11 protein-coding genes are annotated in these 18,669 nt (G+C 45.7%); 7 read left to right on the forward strand and 4 right to left on the reverse strand.

Annotated elements, in window-relative coordinates; genetic code table 11:
• Positions 1 to 403: 403 nt before the first annotated feature.
• The 5 genes from RIG66_RS14135 (at position 404) to RIG66_RS14155 (ending at position 9,215) form a co-directional block, all read left to right on the forward strand.
• On the forward strand, positions 404 to 3,805 hold the full coding sequence (locus RIG66_RS14135; protein WP_446378988.1) for a PAS domain S-box protein: 3,402 nt from the start codon (positions 404 to 406) through the stop codon (positions 3,803 to 3,805).
• A gap of 81 nt (positions 3,806 to 3,886) precedes the next feature.
• Positions 3,887 to 5,518: an ATP-binding protein gene (locus tag RIG66_RS14140; RefSeq protein ID WP_446378990.1), complete on the forward strand. Its 1,632-nt coding sequence runs from the start codon at positions 3,887 to 3,889 to the stop codon at positions 5,516 to 5,518.
• A gap of 177 nt (positions 5,519 to 5,695) precedes the next feature.
• Positions 5,696 to 7,003, forward strand: a complete 1,308-nt coding sequence (locus tag RIG66_RS14145; protein WP_446378992.1) for an SWIM zinc finger family protein — start codon at positions 5,696 to 5,698, stop codon at positions 7,001 to 7,003.
• Positions 7,004 to 7,275: 272 nt separating this feature from the next.
• Positions 7,276 to 7,530, forward strand: a complete 255-nt coding sequence (locus RIG66_RS14150; RefSeq protein ID WP_446378994.1) for a hypothetical protein — start codon at positions 7,276 to 7,278, stop codon at positions 7,528 to 7,530.
• A gap of 149 nt (positions 7,531 to 7,679) precedes the next feature.
• Positions 7,680 to 9,215 carry a DUF5691 domain-containing protein gene (locus tag RIG66_RS14155; protein WP_446378996.1) on the forward strand — a complete coding sequence of 512 codons (1,536 nt, stop codon included), beginning with the start codon at positions 7,680 to 7,682 and terminating at the stop codon, positions 9,213 to 9,215.
• Between the two features lie 132 nt (positions 9,216 to 9,347).
• On the opposite strand, the gene RIG66_RS14160 is transcribed toward RIG66_RS14155, so the two are convergent.
• The 3 genes from RIG66_RS14160 to RIG66_RS14170 form a co-directional block, all read right to left on the reverse strand.
• Positions 9,348 to 10,259 carry an Rpn family recombination-promoting nuclease/putative transposase gene (locus RIG66_RS14160; protein WP_446379006.1) on the reverse strand — a complete coding sequence of 304 codons (912 nt, stop codon included), beginning with the start codon at positions 10,257 to 10,259 and terminating at the stop codon, positions 9,348 to 9,350.
• Positions 10,260 to 10,411: 152 nt separating this feature from the next.
• Positions 10,412 to 12,535 carry a tetratricopeptide repeat protein gene (locus RIG66_RS14165; protein ID WP_446378998.1) on the reverse strand — a complete coding sequence of 708 codons (2,124 nt, stop codon included), beginning with the start codon at positions 12,533 to 12,535 and terminating at the stop codon, positions 10,412 to 10,414.
• A 230-nt stretch (positions 12,536 to 12,765) separates the two neighbouring features.
• Positions 12,766 to 14,160: a DUF308 domain-containing protein gene (locus RIG66_RS14170; RefSeq protein WP_446378999.1), complete on the reverse strand. Its 1,395-nt coding sequence runs from the start codon at positions 14,158 to 14,160 to the stop codon at positions 12,766 to 12,768.
• Positions 14,161 to 14,375: 215 nt separating this feature from the next.
• On the opposite strand from RIG66_RS14170, the gene pds reads away from it, so the two are divergent.
• Together pds and crtB are read left to right on the forward strand one after the other, a co-directional pair.
• Positions 14,376 to 15,809 (forward strand): 15-cis-phytoene desaturase, encoded by a 1,434-nt coding sequence (pds, locus tag RIG66_RS14175; protein ID WP_446379001.1) that lies wholly within the window; start codon positions 14,376 to 14,378, stop codon positions 15,807 to 15,809.
• Positions 15,810 to 16,108: 299 nt separating this feature from the next.
• Positions 16,109 to 17,035, forward strand: a complete 927-nt coding sequence (gene crtB / locus RIG66_RS14180) for a 15-cis-phytoene synthase CrtB (RefSeq protein WP_446379003.1) — start codon at positions 16,109 to 16,111, stop codon at positions 17,033 to 17,035.
• A gap of 261 nt (positions 17,036 to 17,296) precedes the next feature.
• Here the strand turns inward: crtB and RIG66_RS14185 are convergent.
• A partial coding sequence (locus tag RIG66_RS14185; protein WP_446379005.1) for an IS1634 family transposase occupies positions 17,297 to 18,669 on the reverse strand: 1,373 nt, incomplete at its 5' end.

Raw genomic sequence — 18,669 nt, forward strand, 5'->3', positions numbered from 1 at the left:
TGTCGGGTGTCGGATGTCGGATGTCGGGTGTCTGTTGGAGGCTAAAAAACCTAACACCTACCACCATTGACCTCATCTATTCATCCACAACGTTTTTTCCAAACAGGAAACTTTAATACATAGTGAGGCAAAATTGCTAGCTCCCCCCACACCCCACACCCCATACCCCACACCCAGTATCCTATCGTGGGTAATGTGGTTTAAGTTGACACCAGTGGGCAATGCCGTGCCCCTACTTAACCCTGATCGAAGCCGAAGGGTTAATTTTGGATTGACAATCCCGAATCGGATTCCGTAAAATCGTATTTTTTTATTAGGGCTGTCGAAGACAACCGGGTTGGTTGTCTTTAAAATTTTTCTAGGCAGATCTTTTTTAGCCAGATCCAGATCTAAGGATACAGTGATGACAGAACCTTTTGCGGATGTCTTTTGGTTGACCTCGGTAAATCGGCATCAATTATTATATGCTAATGCGGCGACTGAGCAGATGTGGGGTCACACCCCTGACCAATTATCCAGTCATCCGGGAGGGTATATGCAGTGTATCCTAGATGTGATCGATCGCCGGGATCGAGAGCGAGTAGCGACGGCTTGGACGCAACACCCCACGAGTGAAGCGCCACAAGAGTATCGCATTGTCAAATCCGATCGCTCAATCCGATGGGTGCGATCGCGCTCTTTTCTGATCCCGAATCCCTGGGAAGAAAGCCAGCCAAATGCTCCTCAAACTCTCCTCGCCACGATTACTGAAGATATTACCGAAGACAAACAGGTTGAGGATACGCTCAATCAGCGAGAACAGGAATTTCAAGCTCTACTGGATCATTCTCCAGATATTGTCGCTCGATTTGACCGCCATCTGCGTCATGTCTACGTCAACCCCGTCATTGAAGAGGAAACGGGTATTCCCTATCAGAAGTTTCTGGACAAAACCCACCGGGAATTAGGGTTACCAGAAACTCTTATTCCCGTCTGGGAGGACTCCTTACAAACGGTATTCCAAACGGGTGAGGAAAATGAGAGTGAATTCACGTTCTTAACCCCCCATGGACAACGCTATTATCAATCCCGTCTGGTTCCCGAATTTGCCCCGGATGGTTCCGTCGAATTTGTCCTCAGCGTGTGCCGCGATATTACCGACATTCACCAGGCTCAACAAGCGGTGCGGGAGAGTGAAGCCCGTTTTCGCACGGTATTTGAGTTGGCACCCATTGGTATGGCGATCGCGAATACTCAAGGGCGGGTTCTGCATACCAATCAGGCGCTGCAAGATATCCTCGGCTACAAGGCTAACCAATTATTAAATCAGCCGTTCCATCTGTTTATCCATCCCGATGAGATAACCCAGTGCTATCAAGACTTACATAAACTGATCACCGGGGAAATCACTCATATAAATGCCGAAAAACGCTATATTCATCACCAAGGTCATCTAGTCTGGGTGCATGTGTCAGCCTCAGCCGTTCGTGGCGCGAATGGGTTATCCGAGTACACGATCGCTCTGATTCAAGATATTAGCGATCGCAAACAAGCCGAATGCCTGCTGCAACAAGCTCGTCTCCATTTAGAACAACGAGTCAGCGAACGCACCGCCGAACTCGAACAAACGAATACTCGCCTCCAGCAGGAAATTACTCACCGTCAAACCATAGAGATACAATTACAACAAGCCAAAGAGCAACTGCAAGCGGTTTTGGATGCAGTGCCCGGTTGCGTCTCCTGGATGAGTCGCCAAGGACGATATCTGGGAGTTAATCAATTTTTGGCAGATATGTTCAACCTGTCACCGGACGACTTTGTCGGTCAACCCCTAGGCTTTCTCAATAGTAATCCGACGTTTGTCAACTATATTGAACAGTTTATCGCGAGTTCGACTCAAACTGACCAAAATATCCTGGAAATTAACATCAATGGTTCCCATCACTATCATCTAATTGCCGCTCAAAAATATCAGCAAGGAACCAATATTGTTTGTGTGGGCATTGATGTCACTCAGAGTCAAAAAGCCCAGCAAGCCTTGCAGAACCAAAAAGACTTCCTGCAAACAATCATTGATACCAACCCCAATATCATTTATGTCAAAGACCAAAACGGTCAGTATATTTTAGCCAATCGCAGATTTGCCGAACATCGGGGGATTCCTGTCGAGGAAGTGCTGGGAAAAACAACCGCCCAACTCCATAATGATGCGGCAGATGTGGAACGCTTTCTGGCTGAGGATCAAGAGATATTGACCAGCTTACAGCCGAAATTCATTCCCGAAGAGTTTTCCTGGGATCAAAACGGTAAAATTCGCTGGTATCAAACCATTAAAACCCCGTTGGTGGCTCCAGATGGACAGGTGACTCAAGTCCTCGGTGTGAGTACCGATATCACCGCCCGTAAACTGGCAGAGGATCTCTTACAACAAAGTGAAGCCCGCTTACGTCTAGCCCTCGATGCTGCACAGATGGCAAAGTGGGATTGGAATTTGCAAACCGGAATGATTACTTGGTCTTATCGCTTGGAACAACTCTATGGATTGGCATTTGATCGTCCAGAAATTCCCTACAAAACTCTTTTAGAAAAAGTTCACCCGGAAGACCAAGAACTGGTTAAGCAAAGCATGGAATGGGCGATTCAAACTGGGGAGGATTATGACCTTGAATATCGGATTATTTGGCCCGATCAGATTGTGCGCTGGATTCAAAGCAAAGGTCAGATTATTTATGACAAAACTGATCAGCCTATCTGGACAATTGGATTGAACCTAGATGTGACAGAACGTAAGCTGGCTGAAGAACAGCTGCGCCAGCGTGAAGAACAATTACGGTTAGCCCTAGATGCGGCGCGTATGGGATTCTGGGATAGAAATCTGGAGACGGAACAAATTAGCTGTTCCTATCACCTGCAACACCTGTATGGGTTAGATGCCAAAACTACACAGATTAGCTACCAAACGTTTCTGGAAATGGTTCATCCTGAGGATCGCGATCGCGTTCACCACGCGGATCGACGAGCGATTGATGAGCAGGAAGATTGCTATGATATTGAATTTCGGATTATCAGAACTGATGGGAATCTGCGCTGGGTGGAAAGCAAATCTCAGGTATTTTATGATGAAACGAGTCAGCCTGTGCGGATGATGGGAATTAATCTGGATATCACGGAGCGCAAGCAAGCTGAAATCCAAATTCAAGCCTCTTTGCGGGAAAAAGATGTCTTGCTCCAAGAAATTCACCATCGAGTTAAAAATAATTTGCAGGTGATTTCCAGTCTTTTGGATTTACAATCTCAGTACATTACCGATCCAACCACAGTGGAACTGTTCCAGGAAAGTCAGAATCGGGTTAAGTCAATGGCGTTGGTGCATGAGAAATTGTATCAGTCTCAAGATTTTGCCCGGATTAATTTTGCCGAGTACATTGAGAATTTGACCAGTTATTTGTTTCAGATCTATATTTTTGAATATAACCAAGTTAACTTAGAGTTTCATATTCATGAGGTTAATTTAACGATTGATGCCGCTATTCCCTGTGGTTTGATTATTAGTGAATTAGTGTCTAACGCGCTCAAATATGCCTTTCCAAATGGTCAGGAAGGGACGATTGAGGTGATCCTGACCGCAGAAGCGGAGGATCAATGTCACCTAACAGTCAAAGATAACGGCGTTGGATTTCCACCGGATATGGAATTTGCTAATCCTAAGTCATTAGGCTTACAATTAATTAAGGTTCTGACTGAACAATTGGAGGGTAATCTTAGTTTTAAGCTGGATAAGGGAACCGAAGTAAATATTAGTTTCCCGATCGAAAGTTTGAACTAAACTGTAAAGATATGCCCTAGCACGTCTGTCTTAATCATTGGACTTTATTTTATTGTGTATTTTTATTTCTAAATTAAACAAATGGTTAAAGCAAAAATTTTAGTTGTTGAAGATGAGCGAGTTGTCGCCCTCAGCATTCAAAATCGACTGGAATCTCTCGGATATACTGTAACCGCCAATGTGATATCTGCCGAAGCCGCGATCGCGGGAATTCCTCAAAATCCTCCCGACTTGGTGTTGATGGATATTCGGCTCAAAGGTAAAATCGATGGCATTGAAGCGGCGGCTCAAATGCGTCAGCAGTTTCAACTCCCCGTTGTCTATCTGACTGCCTATAATGACGAGGAGACGCTGGAACGGGCTAAATTCACCGAACCCTATGGTTACTTGCTTAAGCCCTTTGAATCCAAAGATTTATCCACTACGATTGAAGTAGCGCTCTATAAACATAAAATGGAGCAACAGCTTCGGGAGCGAGAGCAATGGCTAGCTACGACGCTAAAAAGTATCGGTGATGCGGTTATTACCACTGATCCGCAACGGGCAATCACGTTTATGAATCCAGTTGCTGAGGCGCTAACCAAATGGACGCAACAAGACGCATTGGGTCAGGATTTGAATCAAATCTTTTTGACCATTAATGAAACGACACGAGAAGCCATTCCGAACCCAGTCACTGTGTCTCTACAAACAGGTAAAACTGTAACTATAGAAAACCATACACTGCTGATTGATAAAGAGGGTGAGGAAATTCCCATTGATGATAGTGCGGCTCCCATTAAGAATGATAGCGAACAGATCCTGGGCGCTGTATTGGTGTTCCATGATGTCATCGAGCAACGACAAATCCAAGCCTTGCTCAAGCGGACTAATGCCGACTTAGAACAACGAGTCGCTGAAAGTACAGCCCAATTAAGACAGCAAAACCAACAACTAGAAGCCGAAATTGCCCGACGCCAGCAGCTAGAAGAAGAGTTACGGGTAGCGCTAGCTAGAGAACGAGAATTGAGCCAATTAAAATCTCGAATTGTTGCTACAGTGTCTCATGAGTACCGGACTCCCCTAACAACGATTTTGTCGTCTACGGAAATGTTACAAAGATATAGCGATCGCTTGACGCCGGAGAAAAAACAGACCCATTTCCAACGGGTGAAACAGTCGGTTGAGCATCTGACTAATCTAGTCAACGATATGATTTTTATTGAGCAAGCCGAAACGCAAGCCCTAGAATTTAATCCCACTTTGGTTAATGTTGAGGAACTCGTGGGCGAGGTGATTGAAGCGGTGCGCCCCAAATTCACTGAAAAACATCGCCTAAATCGGATCTGCCCGAGTGAGTGCGATCGCGTCTTGGATGGCAACCTACTCCGACTCATTCTCGATAACTTATTGTCTAATGCGATCAAATATTCTCCAGAGGGAGGATTAATAGAAGTAGAAATCAGTCCTCAAGCCCAGGAAATACGGCTGCGCGTTTCTGACGAAGGCATTGGTATCCCCCCCGATGATCAAGGAAAATTATTCAAGGCATTCTATCGCGCCAGTAATATTGGCATTACTCCTGGTGTGGGATTGGGATTAGTGATTGTGAAAGAATGTGTAGAATTGCATCAAGGTAGAGTGGAGGTTGAGAGTGAAGTAGGCGCAGGAACCACCTTTACGATAATCTTGCCCGTGGCGGAATCAGTTGAAGATGAAAGAGTTTTGCCGTAGAGTTTAACCCCTCACCCCCAGCCCCTCTTCCAAGCCAGGCCCCAACCCCAACCCCCCCCCCCAAAATGGGGGGGGGGGTCCAAAGGGGGGGCCGAGGGGCGCCAGGGGGGAGGAAGAGGGGAGCAAGAGGGGAGCAAGAGGGGAGCAAGAGGGGAGCAAGAGAGCGCCACTAGGAACATGCCTATTACCTGGACTCCGGAACAAATCCTCGCACTCGCCCCCGATGCTAAGTCTGCCCAAAATGGTCAAGGCTTGGCACGTTTATCGAAATGGCAAGAATTGGGACGAAATCAGGAGGCGGTGTGGGGAGAGTGTAAAGGAAGTGGAAGTAACCCCTATCAAACCCAAATCGATTTAGGTGAAACAGCGTTTAAATGCAGTTGTCCGAGTCGTAAATTTCCCTGCAAACATGGACTCGGACTCCTTTTACTCTTCGCCAATCAACCCGATAGTTTTAACCAAAATCAATCCCCTGATTGGGTAAACGATTGGATTAACACTCGCCGTCAAAAACAGGCGAAAAAGGTAGAAAAATCAGAAAACGTTGCTGATCCCGTGGCTAAAGCCAAACGCGCCGCCAAACGGGAGGAAAATGTTACCGCCGGGGTGCAAGAATTAGACCGTTGGTTGCGTGATTTAGTCCGTCAGGGATTAGCCAACTTACCGGAAAAAGACTATAGTTTTTGGGATACGGTAGCCGCCCGAATGATTGATGCTCAAGCCCCAGGATTGGCGCGTCAGTTACAGGAGATGTCGGGGATTCCGTATACAGGGGTGGGTTGGCAAGAACGCCTCTTGGCACGGTTGGGACGCTTGTATTTGTTACTTCAAGGATTCCAACGCCTAGAAACATTACCCCCAGACACGCAAGCCGATATCCGCACGGCGATTGGTTGGGGACAAAAAGAAGAAACCGCTACCTCGATTATCCGCGATCGCTGGTTAATCTTAGGACAGTGTATCGAAGACCAAGATAACCTGAAAGCGCAACGAATATGGTTACAAGGACAACAGACGCATCGATTTGCCCTAATCCTGACCTTTGCTCATCATACTCAACCCCCAGATACCAGTCTCATCCCCGGTACTCTCCTCGACGCCGATTTGGGATTCTTTGCCAGCGCTTATCCGTTGCGGGCAATTGTCAAAACCCGTCATGCCCCAGCCATACCATTTACAGAAATGGAAGGGGAAAGCGCGATCGCAACCGCTCTAAATCAATACACAAATGCGTTAGCTTGTCAACCCTGGTTAGACCAATTTCCTCTCAGCTTACAAGGAGTTATTCCCCAAAACTATAACCAAGGATGGGCATTGCGCGACGGTGACAATCACCTATTACGCCTCACCCCCAAATTTACAGAGAATTGGCAGTTATTTGCCCTGAGTGGGGGACATCCCATCACCGTGTTTGGCGAATGGAATGGGGATGACTTTTTTCCCTTAAGTGCTTTTTCCCAACATGAGTTTATTGCCTTTCGATAACGTTCGTAGTAGGGAACCTTAGCCTTATCTTTTGTTAGGTTTACTGGCTTCAACCTAACCGAAAAGCTAACTATTATTTACCCGGCAAAGCTTGAAGATTTCGACAGAAAAGAATAGTGGTGGGATCGTCAATTCCTAGCTGTGCTTACTTTTCACAGTATTGGCGTGGCACACATTATTTGCTGGATTAGAATTGTAGGGGCGCATGGCGTGCGCCCGATTTCACCGCCAAATCTATCCCACAATTTTAGCTGTGTCAGTCCAGTATTGGCGTGGCACACATTATTTGCTGGATTAGAATTGTAGGGGCGCATGGCGTGCGCCCAATTTCACCGCCAAATCTATCCCACAACTTTAGCTGTGTCAGTCCAGTATTGGCGTGGCACACCTTATTTGCTGGATTAGAACGGGAGACCCGAAACCGTAGGGGCGCAAAGACTTGCGCCCGATTCAATAGTCAAATCTATCCCACAATTTTAGCTGTGTTAGTCCAGTATTGGCGTGGCACACCTTATTTACTGGATTAGAACGGGAGACCCGAAACCGTAGCGCAAAGACTTGCGCCCGATTCAATAGTCAAGCGGACGAAAGTTGGTGTGGTTCCGCGATTTTAATCGACGTGGTAAAAGGGGGTTACTTAAAATCGATTTAGCATCCTATCTTCGGTAAAGCCTCAATGAGTCTCTGGCAAGACGTAATCACCACCGCCTTAGTTGGCACCGAGAGACGGACTCTCACCCTGACTCCAGCCACTAACCCACTCGGTCAACTTTTATCCCAACTGAATCCGACTGACCCAGAAGCCACCTTACTCAACGCGGCTGGGGCAATTTCTCTCTATCACCGCGCCGGACAACGCCCGATTACCGATAACCAACCTTTACCCCAACCCTGTCCACCGGAGGATAAACCCCCCTGTAGCCCCCGCGCCGCCCACTATCTGAAATTGATGCTACAAAAAGACCGGGTAAAACTCTTACCGGAATGGTTAGCCGCCGCCGCTACAGCCGGATACCGTGTTCCAGACTATTGTTTACCAGAGTTACTCGAAATTGGACGCACCTCACCCCAGTTACGCCCCGCCATTCTCCCAGTTTTAGGTCAACGGGGACGGTGGTTAGCCGCCCATAATCCGGATTGGAATTATGTGGGAGAGAAGGATATCGAACAAACGTGGACAACTGGAAGTTTAGACGCCCGCAAACTCCTATTACACCATCTGCGACGTGAACATCCCGCCTCAGCACGGGAACGACTTGTAACTGTGTGGCAACAAGAATCGTCTGATGCCAGAATCGCGTTGTTAGACACCTTTCAAATTGGCTTAAACCTGGAGGATGAGCCATTTTTAGAGATGGCACTGGATGACCGCCGCAAAGAGGTACGACGCCAAGCGGCTAATTTATTAGCACAGTTACCGGAATCGGGTTTATGTCAGCGGATGAAGCAACGCATCCAATCAGCAATCACATTTCGGCGCAAGCGTAACCGTTTGCATCTGGATTTTATCCTCTCTAATGATAATGAACAAGAGATGACTAGAGATGGCATTGATAGCAAACAGCCACCTCAGTTATTAGGCAATAAAGCCTGGATGATTTTGCAAATCGTCGCCGCGACTCCCCTTTCTCTGTGGTCAGAACTTCAGGAAGAATCCCCGACTGAATGGATACAAGCGGCGAAGCGGAGTGAATGGGATCATTCTTTAGTTGAAGGTTGGGCGGTGGCGGCGATGCGACAACAGAATCCGGACTGGGCAGAGAGTTTACTGCCATTTTATGGTACGTTTAAGGGCTATTTGATCCCGCAAGGTCAATTAATTTCTGGATTGATTAATGTTCTCTCTCATGAACAACGGGATTATTTTTTTATGAATTTATTCCCATCCAGTAAGGTTCCCTTTAATAGCCAACATCCGGCGTTTAGTTTATTAACACATTGCCACGTTCCTTGGAGTATAGAACTAACCGAGATTGTTTTAGACGGTGTGCGCCGCTATCTGGCGAAGACGGATAATCCTTACGATTGGTCGCTGTCTACTGGACTAAAAGAGTTTGCCTATTTTATGAGTCCTGATATTGTCCCTGAACTCTCGACTCGTTTCAGCAATATTGTACCCGAACGGTTAGCTTTAGCCTCCTATTGGACAGAAATTATCGACGAAGTATTGGCAATTTTGAGTTTACGCTATGAAATGGGCAGAGAAATTTGAGCAGCAACGGTTGATTGGTCTATAAGTAGGTGGAGACAATTAAAGTTAGCGGTGGAGATTAGGGAACAGGGAACAGTAAGGGTTTGACACTTGTTTACATAACTTAATCTAGTTGATTTTATTTCCACCAACCTACTTATCTGCCAATAAAGTTAACAAATCATCCCAATTATTCAACTCAAACATAGCATCGCTTAACTCTTCTAAAGCTGACAAAGACAAACCTTCTACTAAGCTATTGAGTTCCGCTGTATTGTCTGGAAACCGCTTGTTCAGCAGACGCAGGACTAAAGCGCGTGCTTCTGTAATGCGACCTTCTTGACGACCTTCTTGACGACCGAGAGCAACCGCTCCTTGCTGATCATAAATAAACATTTCTCGACGCTCCAAATCTTCTAGTTCTTCGAGGGTTAGGTTAGCTTGATTGGCAATTTCAAAGGCGCGGTGAAGTTCCGGAATATCATCCATATTTGTGGGAACTTGATCGAGCGATCGCGCTGATTTGATAAAGTAAATCCATTTATCAGTAATCGTTTCTAGTTCTTCAATATCTTTGGTAAACTTGGGTAATTCAACAAAAATCAGTTCAATATCGTTTTCGGTATAAACATAGCCATCGGATACTTCTCGATAAACGAAGCGGGAAGCAAATTGATGGCGACCAGGGAACATCTCAAAATCAGTCAAAGTTAGCGCAATGACTGGTTTAAGCATTCGGTAGCCTTCTCCTTTTTGCAGTTGAAAGGCATAGGTCTTGGCGGCGTTGAACACGACTCTCTTCCCAAAGGATTGCACATTCAGCACTTGCATTTCAATGATCACCAGTGTGCCGTTTTTCAGTTGAGCTTTGACATCAAGATAAGTATCTTTTAATCCTTCAACTTTCGGTGGTAAGTTGGGATTGATGAGTTCTAAATCTTCAATGGTAGCGTTACCGTCATAAATCAAGGCATTGAGAAAACTAATCAGAATGTCTTTGCTTTCAGCGGAACCAAAGATTTTCTTAAAGGCGTAAGCTGTTTGGCATTTAAACCTTAATGTCAATAATGGCGAAAGCCGTGTAGTGCGAGCATCTTGCTCGCTACTAATACCCAATTTAAGTGCATGACAGCTTAATCAGTTTTGGGATTAATAAATCTCATCGTTTTGCTCAAAACATGAGGGTTGAACCATTATACACTAAAAACTAAACTTATCTAATCCTTCATATTTGCTTGTTCAAAGCTGGCGTTCGCTTCCTCTTCTCGTCCTAAATTCCGTAACGCTAAACCCCGATTATTCCAGGCTTCCGGGTAATCTGGGTTTAATTCTAATGCCTGATCAAAGGATAGAATCGCTTCCTCTTCTCGTCCTAAATTCCGTAAGGCTAACCCGCGATTGTTCCAGGCTTGGGCATAATCGGAGTTTAATTCAATCGCTTGTTCAAAACAAACCATTGCTTCTTCATACCGCCCTAAATTATCCAAGGCTAATCCGCGATTATTCCAGGTTTCTGGGTCATCTGGCTGATTGTCTAAGGCGTTGCTGAAACTGATTAACGCCTCTTCGTAACGTCCTAACTGGATTAGGGTAACTCCGTGATGATTCCAGGTTTGGGCATCATCGGATTGTAGGGCTAAGGCTTGATCATAACTCTCTAAGGCGTCTTGGTAACGTCCTAACCTCTCTAAGGCAATCCCTCGATTTGCCGAAGCTTCGGCAAAATTGGGTTGAATAGCTAGGGCTTGATCATAACTGGCGATCGCAGCGTCCCAGCGTCCTTCTTGTAATAATAAATTGCCTCGGTTTACCCAGGCGGGATACAAATTCGGTTGAAGTTCTAGGGCGTTATCAAAGGTGGTAATGGCGGCGTCTGGGCGGTCTAAATGCATGAGGAGTAACCCTTTATTATACCACGCCTGGAAGTAATCTGGCTTGAGGGTAATTGCCCGATCAAAACTGTTAATCGCATCCTCTAAGCGTTCCAACTGACACAGAACCGTTCCCCGATGTTTCCAAGCCTCCGGGTGTTCCGGGTACAATTCAACCACTCGATCCAAACAAGCGATCGCCTCTTGGGGACGTTGTAATTGCATCAAGGCGATACCTTGAATAGACCAAGCCTCTACATAGGCGGGTTGAAGGGTTGTCGCTTGTTGACAACTGGCGATCGCGTCTGCTAAATGCCCTAATTGAAATAATAAATGACCCCGATACAACCAGGCTTGGGCATAATCAGGTTTCAACGTTGTCGCTTTATCCAAACACGCGATCGCGGCGTTGGGTTGTTCTCCCTGCATTAGCGCTAATCCCTGCATGTACCACGCCTCGGCATAATCGGGATTAAAATAGGTGGCATTCTGGCAACTCGAAACCGCTTCCCGATACCGTCCCAAATTATATAATGCACTGCCCCGATTGCCCCAAGTGGCAGAATCATCGGGTTTAAGCTGCAATGCTTGGTCATAAGACGCGATCGCATCCTCTAAACGTCCTAAACTAAATAGAGCATTACCGCGATGAAACCAAGCTTCTGGGTAATTGGGTTGTAGTTTAGTTGCCTTTTCGCAGCTTGTCACGGCTTCGGTATAGCGAGTTAAATGAAACAAAACCAATCCCCGATTATTCCATGCTTCTGGGGCATCAGGTTGTAAGGTAACGGCTTTTTCATAACTCGCTAAAGCATCGTCTAACCGTTCCAACCGATAAAATGTATTCCCTTGCTGAAACCACACCTCGTAATCATTGGGCTGTACTGAAACCGCTTGTTGCCAACTTTCTAATGCTTCAGTATAACGGTTTAAATTAAACAGAATCCAGCCTTTATGTTTCCAAGCGTCCAGGTAGTTAGAATTTAAGGTTGTGGCTTGAGCAAAGCTTGCTAATGCGTCCTCCGTTCGTCCCCCATTCATCAACACCAACCCTTGCATATACCAAGCTTGCACATAATCCGGTTGGCAACTCGTCGCCCGTTGACAACTGGCTAACGCTTCTTCATACTGCCCCAAATTATACAGCGCACTTGCCCGATTTCCCCAAGCTACTGCCAAATCAGGATTAAATTGTGTCGCTTGGTCATAACTCGCTAAAGCGTCTTCTAGGCGTCCTAATTTAAACAGGATATTTCCCTGATTAAACCAGGCTTCTGAGTAATCCGGTTTCAGCGTAATCGCTTTCTCATAGTTCGTCAACGCCGCGTCGAACCATCCTAGGTGAAAACAAGTATTCCCCCAATGGAACCAAATTTCTGGCATATTGGGGTGGAATTGGGCAGCCTGCTCAAAACTCGCGATCGCTTCCCCGTAGCGTCCAATTTTAAAGTATTCAATTCCCTGTTGCAACCACTGATTGGCTAAATAGTCATTTGTAATTTGTCATTTGTCTTATGTCATGGGTTTCATCCGTTACCTGATTGGTTGCCACATTGAGCAGAATTTTTTGTAATTCAACATTCAGGCAGGGCGGGTTTTGCACAAATGTTATCATCAATAGTGAAACGTGATTCCCTAAACCCGCCCCTACAAACCAGGTTTCCTTAAAGGTCGTGAAGGGTCAACACTCAACATTTTTCCTAACGGCGATCGCGAAATAGCAGGATAAAGGCAATCACTACAGCGATGACGCCTGTGCTAATACTTCCCCAAAATACAGGAGTAAACAAGAAAGGCGTCTCTTTCGCTGGGGGCAGTTGTTCGACCAAAACTGTCGCGGCGATACTGCTGACAATCAATCCGATACCAATTAAAGCGACGGTTGTATTCAGCGTGCGATTACTCTTGGTTTGTTCAATACCACTCACACTACCAATCGTGCGAATCAAATTTTCCATCAATGGTAATCCAGGACGAAATGTCGCGCTATCTGTAGCAACTTGTTGCAGATATTTTTCATTCGCTACTTCACTAAAATGGATCAAAAACTTTAAATGGCTGCTTGTTTCGCGTTCCAGCTTTTGAATTCGCTTTTGATAATTTTCCAAATTTCCCTGAATCGTGGTCATATAATAGTCTAAATCATTTAAATTCATGGCATAATCGGATAACGTGGGTAAGGTTTGGATTAACGTTGATTGCAGTTCTTTTAAGTTCAAGCCTTGAGCCGGAATTGGATTAGGCAAGGTACGGACACTGGCAACTAAACTTCTAATTTCATAAGACTGAAGTTTTAATTCTTGGGTACGGCAGCGACTTTGCCAGTATGCCCAAATAATTTTATGGCGATAGCTAAATAAACGGATTAAATCCAAGTGAATATCATACATACTTTGGCGAATTTCCGTGACTTTTTTGCCAGCGGGAAACATGCAAATTATCAGATGATAGTTTTCTTGGCTAAACGACTCCCAGTCTTGCTGCCAATTATCGGGAGAATGCCAATATTCAAATACCCTTGCCCCCAACAATCGTCCTTGTTCTCTAAATTCAGGAGTCCATTTAGAATTGGGCGTGAGCTGTTTATAACAGCCTTTAGCTAGTTCTTTGGGGTCTTGATTACTATCAGCAATCTGTACAGACACTAGCCACGTTTGACCAATTGTGCCTTGCTGGGTGGGGAGCAGTTCCCAGGTATCCACCTGCTGATTAATGTGAGAGGCAATAATTTTTTTTAGCTTACTTAAAGTTTCAATCCGTTGGGTCGCATCATTCGGTTGTTTTGTTTCTGGGTCTTTATAATCACCTGAACAATTGACTTGCAGGGCGTAAGCATCTCCGAGTTGCAGCGCCCGATAGTATCCATCTAATGGAGATTCAAATGCCTTAACCAAGAGTTGAACATAATCCGCTTCCGGATTTTCTAGGGCTGCTAATTGGTTGAGTTTATCTTCGTCTAAGTTGGAATCGATTTTTTGCCAAAATTGTTGGCGGTAGTGATGGATTTCAGGGAGAGAGTGACCGAAACTCTCGCGCAGGTCATATAAGAATAGATCGACGGTAGGATAAATTAGCTGAGTCGGTTTGTTCATCATTGATGACCGTGGGAACGGGGGTTAGGGAGATGGGGGAGCAGGGGGAGCAGGGGGAGCAGGGGTTGTAGAGACGTTCCGGTGGAACGTCTGGGAGCAGGGGGATATGAGGGAGACGATGAAGTCGGCGACAGTTTTGACCAAATGTAACGGATTGCAAAGTATAATGAAATCCAGAGTACACCGACAAGCACCTAACTAAAGAGTATTACTATCAGATGCGAGTTGCGATCGCTGGAGCGGGTTTAGCTGGACTTTCCTGTGCCAAATATCTCACGGATGCAGGTCACACCCCCATTGTTTTAGAACGTCGGGACGTTCTCGGCGGAAAAGTTGCCGCTTGGCAAGATGAAGACGGAGACTGGTATGAAACCGGATTACATATCTTCTTTGGTGCCTATCCCAATATGCTACAGCTCTTTAAGGAGCTAGAGATTGAGGATCGGCTACAGTGGAAAGACCATACCATGATTTTCAATCAGCCAGAGAAACCGGGTACCTACTCTCGGTTTGATTTTCCGGATTTACCGGCACCGATTAACGGAATTATTGCGATTCTGCGGAATAACGATATGCTGACCTGGTCGGAGAAGATCCGGTTTGGCTTGGGTTTGATTCCCGCCATTATTAATGGTCAGAAGTATGTTGAACAGATGGATCAATATTCCTTCTCCGAGTGGTTACAGCGTCAAACTATACCGCCACGGGTGGAAAAGCAAGTCTTTATCGCCATGGCGAAAGCGCTGAATTTTATCAACCCTGATGAAATTTCGGCAACGGTGGTGTTGACGGCGCTGAATCGCTTTCTCCAGGAAAAGAATGGGTCAAAAATGGCATTCCTGGATGGTTCCCCAACGGAGCGCCTCTGTCAACCCCTGGTAGACTATATTACCGCCAGGGGGGGGGAGGTACGATTAAATGTTCCGGTGAAGGAATTTTTACTCAATCCGGATCAGACGGTACAGGGATTTTTGATTCGGGGTGAACATGGGGACGAAGTGCTGACGGCGGATGCTTATGTCTCAGCCATGCCTGTCGATCCCTTAAAATTAATCTTGCCTCAACCTTGGCGGGAGATGGAATTTTTCAATAAGCTAGAAGGGTTAGAAGGGGTTCCGGTGATTAACCTGCATTTGTGGTTTGACCGGAAATTAACGGATATTGACCATCTACTCTTTTCGCGATCGCCCCTTTTGTCAGTATATGCTGACATGAGCAATACCTGTAGGGAATACGCTAACCCTGACCGTTCGATGTTGGAGTTAGTTCTCGCCCCAGCGAAAGATTGGATTGGTAAATCCGATCAGGATATTGTGGCGGCGACGCTGGAAGAACTCAAGAAACTCTTCCCTAAACATTTTGATAGTGATAGCCATGCCCAGTTGCTCAAGTATCACATTGTCAAAACTCCACGTTCCGTTTACAAAGCCATTCCGGGACGACAAGCCCATCGTCCCTCCCAAGAAACACCCATCCCCAATTTTTACTTGACTGGCGATTACACCATGCAACGTTACCTTGCCAGTATGGAGGGTGCCGTACTTTCTGGTAAGCTGACATCGCAGGTGATTGTCAGGCGTCATGAATCAGGAGGCTCAAGTCAACGGGTGTTTAAACAGGTGGACAGTAAAGAGATTGTCGGGGCGGGTTAAGAGAAAAACTCATTATCCTCACCCCACTATCCGTCTTTACCGTAACTATCCCAGCTAAAGCCCTGGAACTAAAATCGGCGATAAGCTGTTTTTTGTCTGTGGGCTCGAAGCTGGCGTTCCGTTGAACTGGGTTCCAAGACTGACCCGCTGAACTTTAGCGTACTTGAGCTTGGGTTCTGGGAAACGTGTTTCTCGACTATAGAAGTCAGTACCATTCTTTTGACTTCTTTTGACGGTTAACTGCTATGACTTAATCCAGGATCTACTCCGCAAGCCCCTAACCGAATTACCTGCAACGAATGCTTCAATTGCCTAAATCTCCGCCCATGAGAAAGCTGGTTCCTGAATCTGAGGCTTATGAAATCTGTCGTCAGATTACAGCAAAATACGCCAAGACGTTTTATCTGGCTACCTTACTGATGCCAGAACAAAAGCGGCGTGCGATATGGGCAATCTACTTCTGGTGTCGGCGAACCGATGAACTGGTGGATGGTCCCCAAGCCCGTTTAACCACGCCGGAAACCTTGGATCGCTGGGAACAGCAGTTAGAATCTGTTTTCGCGGGACAGCCAATCGAGGACGCGGATGTAGCGTTAGTGGATACGTTGCAACGGTTCCCGATGGATATTCAACCGTTTCGGGATATGATTGCCGGTCAACGGATGGACTTATATCGCAGCCGTTATGAAACCTTTGAAGAACTTCAGCTGTACTGCTATCGTGTGGCGGGTACGGTGGGATTAATGACCAGTCCGGTGCTAGGATTTGACTTGGATTGGAGTCAAACGCCCTGGAATAGTCAGTTTGGGACGAATCCGGTAGAGGAAGCAATCGCGTTGGGGATTGCCAAGCAGTTAACCAATATCCTCCGCGATGTTGGCGAAGATGCTCAACGGGGTCGAATTTATTTGCCATTAGATGAATTGGCGCTATTTAATTATACCGAAGAAGACTTATTTAAGGGAGTTGTGGACGAGCGCTGGCAGGAATTAATGCGCTTCCAAATTCAACGGGCGCGTAAGTTTTATACTTACGCAGAAAAGGGTATTGGGGCGCTGAGTCGGGATGCGCGTTGGCCCGTCTGGGCGGCTACGATGCTGTATCAAGGGATTTTAGATGTCATTGAGCGTAATAATTATGATGTATTTACGCAACGGGCTTATGTGTCTAAGGGGCGGAAGTTGCTTTATTTACCAGTAGCTTGGTTGCGGGCGCAGGCGCTTTAATTATTATTGGTCATTGGTCATTGGTCATTGGTCATTTGTTTGGAAACGTTGCTGTAGGGGCGCACCGACGTGCGCCCGGTTTAACTGCAAAATCTCTTCCACTCTTTTAGGTGGTGTCACGTTGTCAGCCACCAACAACAATTTTATTATCCTCAACGGTTGCTATTTTGATTGGGAAACTTGCATTTAATCTGAAGTTCCCCTTTGACAAATCGCTACACTGTATGCCTATCTTGGCTTAGGGCGATTTGGCTTTTAGCGTCACTGGGTACAAATCAGGCTGACGCCCAATAAATCTAAAGCCTTCCTTTGTACCGGAGTCGGTTCGGTTACCTTGTCAAAGTCGAAATTTACACCTGGGATATTAGACTGAATACGATTGTTAACAATTGTCCCTAAATCAGCTAATAAGGTTTGAAAGCTATACACAGGTAAATTATCGGCAGTCCGCTTCCTTTTAGCTTTAGATGAAGCTGAATCGCTCCGAACTGAGTGGGTGACTATTCCTGAGCGTAACCCAAGAGCATTTTCCCAATCATCTTCATCGAAAAGAAGTGGAGCTAGACATCGACGCATATGCCATTCCACATAATATGCCAACATACATAAGAAAACATGGGCTTTAACCCTATCACTGTTACGATGATAGATAGGACGCACCTTTAAATCAATGGTTTTATAGCTGCGGAATGCTTGCTCAACTTTGGATAAGCTCTTATAGGCTTTTACAGTATCTTCAGCGTTCAACGTTTCTTCTGGTACGGAACTTCTCACCACATATAAGCCATCTAATGTAGCTTCTTCATTGATGCTTTCAGTGTTTCTTTGGTAAGAGAAGCTATCGGGAGTTATCTGGATTTGGAAATGTTTAGCCACACCATACTTATTGATTACTTCACCCACTTTCAGTCCAATTTCGGCTTCACCCCTTAAGGGACATCTTTTCCGTGATGTTGCACTGACTATTTTATCTATTTTTTGCTCCGTGGCTTGTAATAACTCTTCTCGATTCCTTTTTCTTTCTTCGGCTAACAAGGGATGCCGACAGGCGACTAATCTCTCTCCAGGATAGTCTTCACAGGTAATTTCAGCTAGATCTTTTTCATCAAATAGAGAGAGCTGAATGTACGACTGGTTCACCAGTTTCCGGATTTGGCTTGAACGCAGCGCCGTTATCCAATCTACTCCTGCTGTTTCCTTCAGGTCTTCTCTGATTCTAGCTTGTGTTATCATCCCCCTGTCCCCCACCCAGATTATTTTCTTTAATCCAAACCGAGTGCGGACTTTTTCTATCTGTTGGGTTAATGTACTAGGGTCGGCTGTATTTCCCTCAAATACTTCGACAGAAATCGGACATCCTTGGGCGTTACATAATAATCCAAATACGATTGGCAGTTTCCCTTTTTTCTTGTCTCTATTATACCCGAATTGTGCCAAAGGACAAGTTTTTCCTTCAAAATATGTTGAGCTGACATCATAGAGGACTAATGTTCCTTCTACCAGATGGATAGCGGCTAAACTGTTTTCTATCTCCTCTTGCCTAGACAATAACCAGTCCATGGCTAAATAGAGTTCATCTTCGTCCGTCCCAGACAATCCCAATAGTTCTCCTAGACTGGACAGTTTGGTCGCCT

It is taken from the genome of Coleofasciculus sp. E2-BRE-01 (assembly GCF_040221695.1).
Classification (GTDB): Bacteria; Cyanobacteriota; Cyanobacteriia; order Cyanobacteriales; family Coleofasciculaceae; genus Coleofasciculus.

Excerpts from the sequence above, each read along its gene's own strand:
- RIG66_RS14135 (WP_446378988.1), top strand. The coding sequence starts at position 404 with ATGACAGAACCTTTTGCGGATGTCTTTTGGTTGACCTCGGTAAATCGG.
- RIG66_RS14140 (WP_446378990.1), top strand. The coding sequence starts at position 3,887 with ATGGTTAAAGCAAAAATTTTAGTTGTTGAAGATGAGCGAGTTGTCGCC.
- RIG66_RS14145 (WP_446378992.1), top strand. The coding sequence starts at position 5,696 with ATGCCTATTACCTGGACTCCGGAACAAATCCTCGCACTCGCCCCCGAT.
- RIG66_RS14155 (WP_446378996.1), top strand. The coding sequence starts at position 7,680 with ATGAGTCTCTGGCAAGACGTAATCACCACCGCCTTAGTTGGCACCGAG.
- RIG66_RS14170 (WP_446378999.1), bottom strand. The coding sequence starts at position 14,160 with ATGATGAACAAACCGACTCAGCTAATTTATCCTACCGTCGATCTATTC.
- pds (WP_446379001.1), top strand. The coding sequence starts at position 14,376 with ATGCGAGTTGCGATCGCTGGAGCGGGTTTAGCTGGACTTTCCTGTGCC.
- crtB (WP_446379003.1), top strand. The coding sequence starts at position 16,109 with ATGCTTCAATTGCCTAAATCTCCGCCCATGAGAAAGCTGGTTCCTGAA.